At 40.0% G+C, this 3,592-nt stretch carries 4 protein-coding genes; 3 read left to right on the forward strand and 1 reads right to left on the reverse strand.

What is annotated here, in order from left to right:
- Positions 1 to 136 precede the first annotated feature (136 nt).
- From QZY09_RS02895 to QZY09_RS02905, 3 genes are all read left to right on the forward strand, one after another.
- Positions 137 to 541, forward strand: a complete 405-nt coding sequence (locus QZY09_RS02895) for a DUF1761 domain-containing protein (RefSeq protein WP_295667844.1) — start codon at positions 137 to 139, stop codon at positions 539 to 541.
- Between the two features lie 68 nt (positions 542 to 609).
- Positions 610 to 999 (forward strand): Rid family hydrolase, encoded by a 390-nt coding sequence (locus tag QZY09_RS02900; RefSeq protein WP_295667846.1) that lies wholly within the window; start codon positions 610 to 612, stop codon positions 997 to 999.
- Between the two features lie 191 nt (positions 1,000 to 1,190).
- Complete coding sequence (locus tag QZY09_RS02905; protein WP_295667848.1) at positions 1,191 to 1,817, forward strand: hypothetical protein; 627 nt, start codon at positions 1,191 to 1,193, stop codon at positions 1,815 to 1,817.
- Here the strand turns inward: QZY09_RS02905 and QZY09_RS02910 are convergent.
- Entirely contained in the window at positions 1,792 to 3,189 is a 1,398-nt protein-coding gene (locus QZY09_RS02910; RefSeq protein WP_295667850.1) for an RNA methyltransferase, read from the reverse strand. The genes QZY09_RS02905 and QZY09_RS02910 overlap by 26 nt on opposite strands.
- Positions 3,190 to 3,592: the final 403 nt, after the last annotated feature.

The raw sequence follows: 3,592 nt of genomic DNA on the forward strand, positions 1-3,592 counted from the left end.
AATTGTCAATTCATAAAGGAAATTAAAGCCTGCCTTTATGGCGATAGAATGATTTATTTTTACCACTGAAAGCCCCATCAGTTAACAGCAGTCAAATAATAATCACAATAATTAATAAAACCCTAAAATCACGATTATGCAAGTTCACGTAAATTTCATGGCGGTAGCTGCAGCAGCGGTTGCCAGCTACATTATTGCCGCAATTTGGTATGGTGCTATTTTTGCCAAACTTTGGCAGCGACTAACGGGCATCACTGAAATGAAGCCAGCACCGGTTAATATTATCCTGGTGCTCATCGGATCGTTTATAATGGCCTATGTTTTGGATCACTCTCTTGTTTTCGGCAATTATTATTTAAAAACCAGCGGCATACAGGGTGGATTAATGGGTGCATTTTTCCTTTGGCTGGGATTTGTAGCAACTGTAACGCTATGTACCAAGCTATATGAAAAAAAACCTTGGGGTTTATGGCTGTTGGATAATGCCTTTTGGCTGATTTCCATGATGGTGATGGCAACCATCCTGTCTGTTTGGCCATAAGATATAGCTTGAGGGTAAATTTTTGCTTATATTGATTAAATACGATCTTAATAAAAACACCTATTCAAATGGATCTCCAGGTTTTTAATACCCCCAATGCGCCGCGCCCAAATGCTTTTGTTCCCCAGGCGGTAATTGCAGGCAACCTTATCTTTGTGTCAGGCACCGTCGGTACTGATCTTTCAACCGGCAAACTTATAACCGGCGGCTACGAAGCGCAGGTAACACAAGCGTTTAAAAATATAAAAACAATACTGGAAGATGCAGGGAGTTCGATGGATAAAGTGGTAAAGATAACTGTGTTTATGGTAACTGGTGAAGATCCCGATTTTTCGGTTATCAATAAAGTTTACAGTACATTCTTTCCAAAGGTAACACCTGCGCGAAGCGCCCCGCAGGTGATGCCTTTTCCAGGTGGTATTCTTTTTTCGGTAGAGTGTATTGCTATTGTAGGATAAATTGTAACGGATATTTAGGATGTTAATGAATGATTAGCTTCTTCCAACGTGCCTTTATTGGAGTGAGGATTCGTTTGTTGCAATTATTGCCATAAACTTTTTTGTATGACTTAGCCATGGCACTCACATTGTGAAGTCAAAAAAGTTATTTTGACCTATGGCGGTAATTATCCATATCCCTATATTTGGATATGAAGTCCTTTTTCCTTCCACTGTTGTTTTTTACAAGCTTATTCTTCACCAAACCAAGTAGCTATAATCCCGAAAGGGTAATGGGTTTGCCGGATTCGACCCTTATAAAACTAAAAGTTAATAAGACGGCCATTGATAAATATATAGCTGGTCATTCAAAAAATTTAATTGTCTTGGTTAAAGTACCTGGTAAGAAAAATTTGATAAGGGTTATAAATGAGAAGTGGCCAGATGAAGTTGAATGCACCTATAACATAATGACCGGTCAATCCGGAAAAGTAATCTTTATCGACAAGGTTCCTTACAGCGAAAGTGGAGACTGGAACGTAGAATACAAGCACTATTTCGATGTAGACGGAAACACTTATTCCTTTAGTAAGGAGGAATCTGTTTTTGATGATGGGGTTAAGGGAGGCGTTGTCAGGTTTATGCTGTTAAAATATTATGAACGTAATTTTAAAACTTTAAACGAGATTATAAGACTTACAGATAAAGATGGCAAATTAATAAAGAGAGATAAAGCCGACTTCGATTTCCCTGATTATAAATATACGATATACAACAATGTTGACGCATGCCTTAACGGTTATGGTATCAATGCTACACAATTTCTTCGCCCGCTTTAGGCGCAGCGGAACTAAATATCCTGATCTCTTTTGGATAATAATTGTTGATGCGATTTGGCAGCAACTTAGCCCAACCAAGGGGTTGTCCTTCAAAGCACATCAGGCTCCAGCCTTTATCCGTAGGGTTGATATCGGTATTTTCCCGCCTTAAATATTGTATAGCTTGTTCATAAGTTAGCTCCGTATGCAAAAAAGCATCCTTATTAGTATGGATACTCAGCGCCAGTTCATGATCGGGCACCAGGTCTTTACCCATTAGTTTACCTATCCTTACGCCCGATTTTTTGATATACAGATGCCGCTGCAGGGTGTCCAGGCTTTCTTTATGGCCCCTGTTGATCGCCAGCCAGTCGTCATTAATCTTATTATAATAATAGTTTTCAGGTTCAATTAAATAGCGTTTCACCATTTCGATTTCCTGTAAGGCTAATTTTTGATGCCCTTTTGATTTGAAAGAAGGTGTTTCATCAGCCTGCTCTTTCTTTTTCAGGCAAGCTGCAAATAAACCTTCACCTTTTGCCTGGCCCGGATAAAAGCGATAGCCAAATGCCTGATGCTTTTCCGACCGGGTTTCAACAATACCCCAGTCCTTATATATAGGTATAGGTAAGCTTTCCATATTAAAGGTGTCGCATAGCCAGTCAAGGATTTCCTCATTTTCCTGGTGCGAATAGGAGCAAGTACTATATATAAGGTATCCGTCTTCTTTTAATGCGGGATAAACATCGGCCAATATCCGTTCCTGACGCTGGTGGCAAAGGTTTACGTTAGCTTCACTCCATTCGTTCATCGCCGCAGGGTCTTTTCTGAACATGCCCGATCCGGAGCAGGGTGCATCAACCAGGATGATATCAAAAAAGCCGGTTAGCCGGCTGAAGTCTTTTGGGTCGTTGTTGCTTACTATACTATTGGCAGTGCCCCAGCGGTTAAGGTTATCACACAAAACAGGTACGCGTGTTTTAATGATCTCGTTAGCCACCAGCAGATCATCGGCCGCTATAGCTGAATTGATCAGTGTGCTTTTGCCGCCGGGCGCTGCGCACAGGTCCAATATTTTTACCGGTTCATCCTTATTTGGCCGGATCGTTTTAAGGATATGATCAATAAACATGGACGATGCTTCCTGCACATAATAACAGCCCGCATGAAAAAGCGGATCGAAAGTAAAGGACGGGCGGGTATCAAGATAATAGCCATTGGTGCACCAGGGCACTTCGCTGTCAATTTTTACAGGATGTTTTTTAAATGGATTTAAGCGGATGGAAGTAGGCGATTCAATATTTTGATGCGCGTTGATGAAATTTCCGGCGTTGAAACCAGGTTCAGTACTTAGCGTTGAAATAAAATTTTCGGGGAAATTGGGCTCGTTCATATCTTTTCAAAGATACTAATTCCATCGAATGCTGATCTTTGGTGCCTTATCAAATACAACAGTGCTTTTCATTTTGGTTAGCATACAGCTAGTTACCTGTTCTGTTTTAGATTTTTAAAAAAATGTTTTGGCAGGGAGCCAAAATCTCTGTACATTTGTGACCGCTTTAGAAAAAAGGTGTTGTTTTTTGAAAATATAGCGAGTAAAAATAATCTGAAAATAAGTGAAAATAACACTTGACAGGAATGAAAAATAATCGCATCTTTGCAGCCCGCAAACGAGGAAAGAAAAGAGGAGAAGGAGCGGGAAAAAAGGAGGAAAAGTAAGCTTTAGAAAATAAAAAAAAATAAAGTTTGCGAAACAGAAAAAGGTTGATACCTTTGCAGTCCCAAAAGAAAGGGTC

This window comes from uncultured Mucilaginibacter sp. (assembly GCF_903913935.1).
In the GTDB taxonomy this organism is placed as follows: domain Bacteria; phylum Bacteroidota; class Bacteroidia; order Sphingobacteriales; family Sphingobacteriaceae; genus Mucilaginibacter.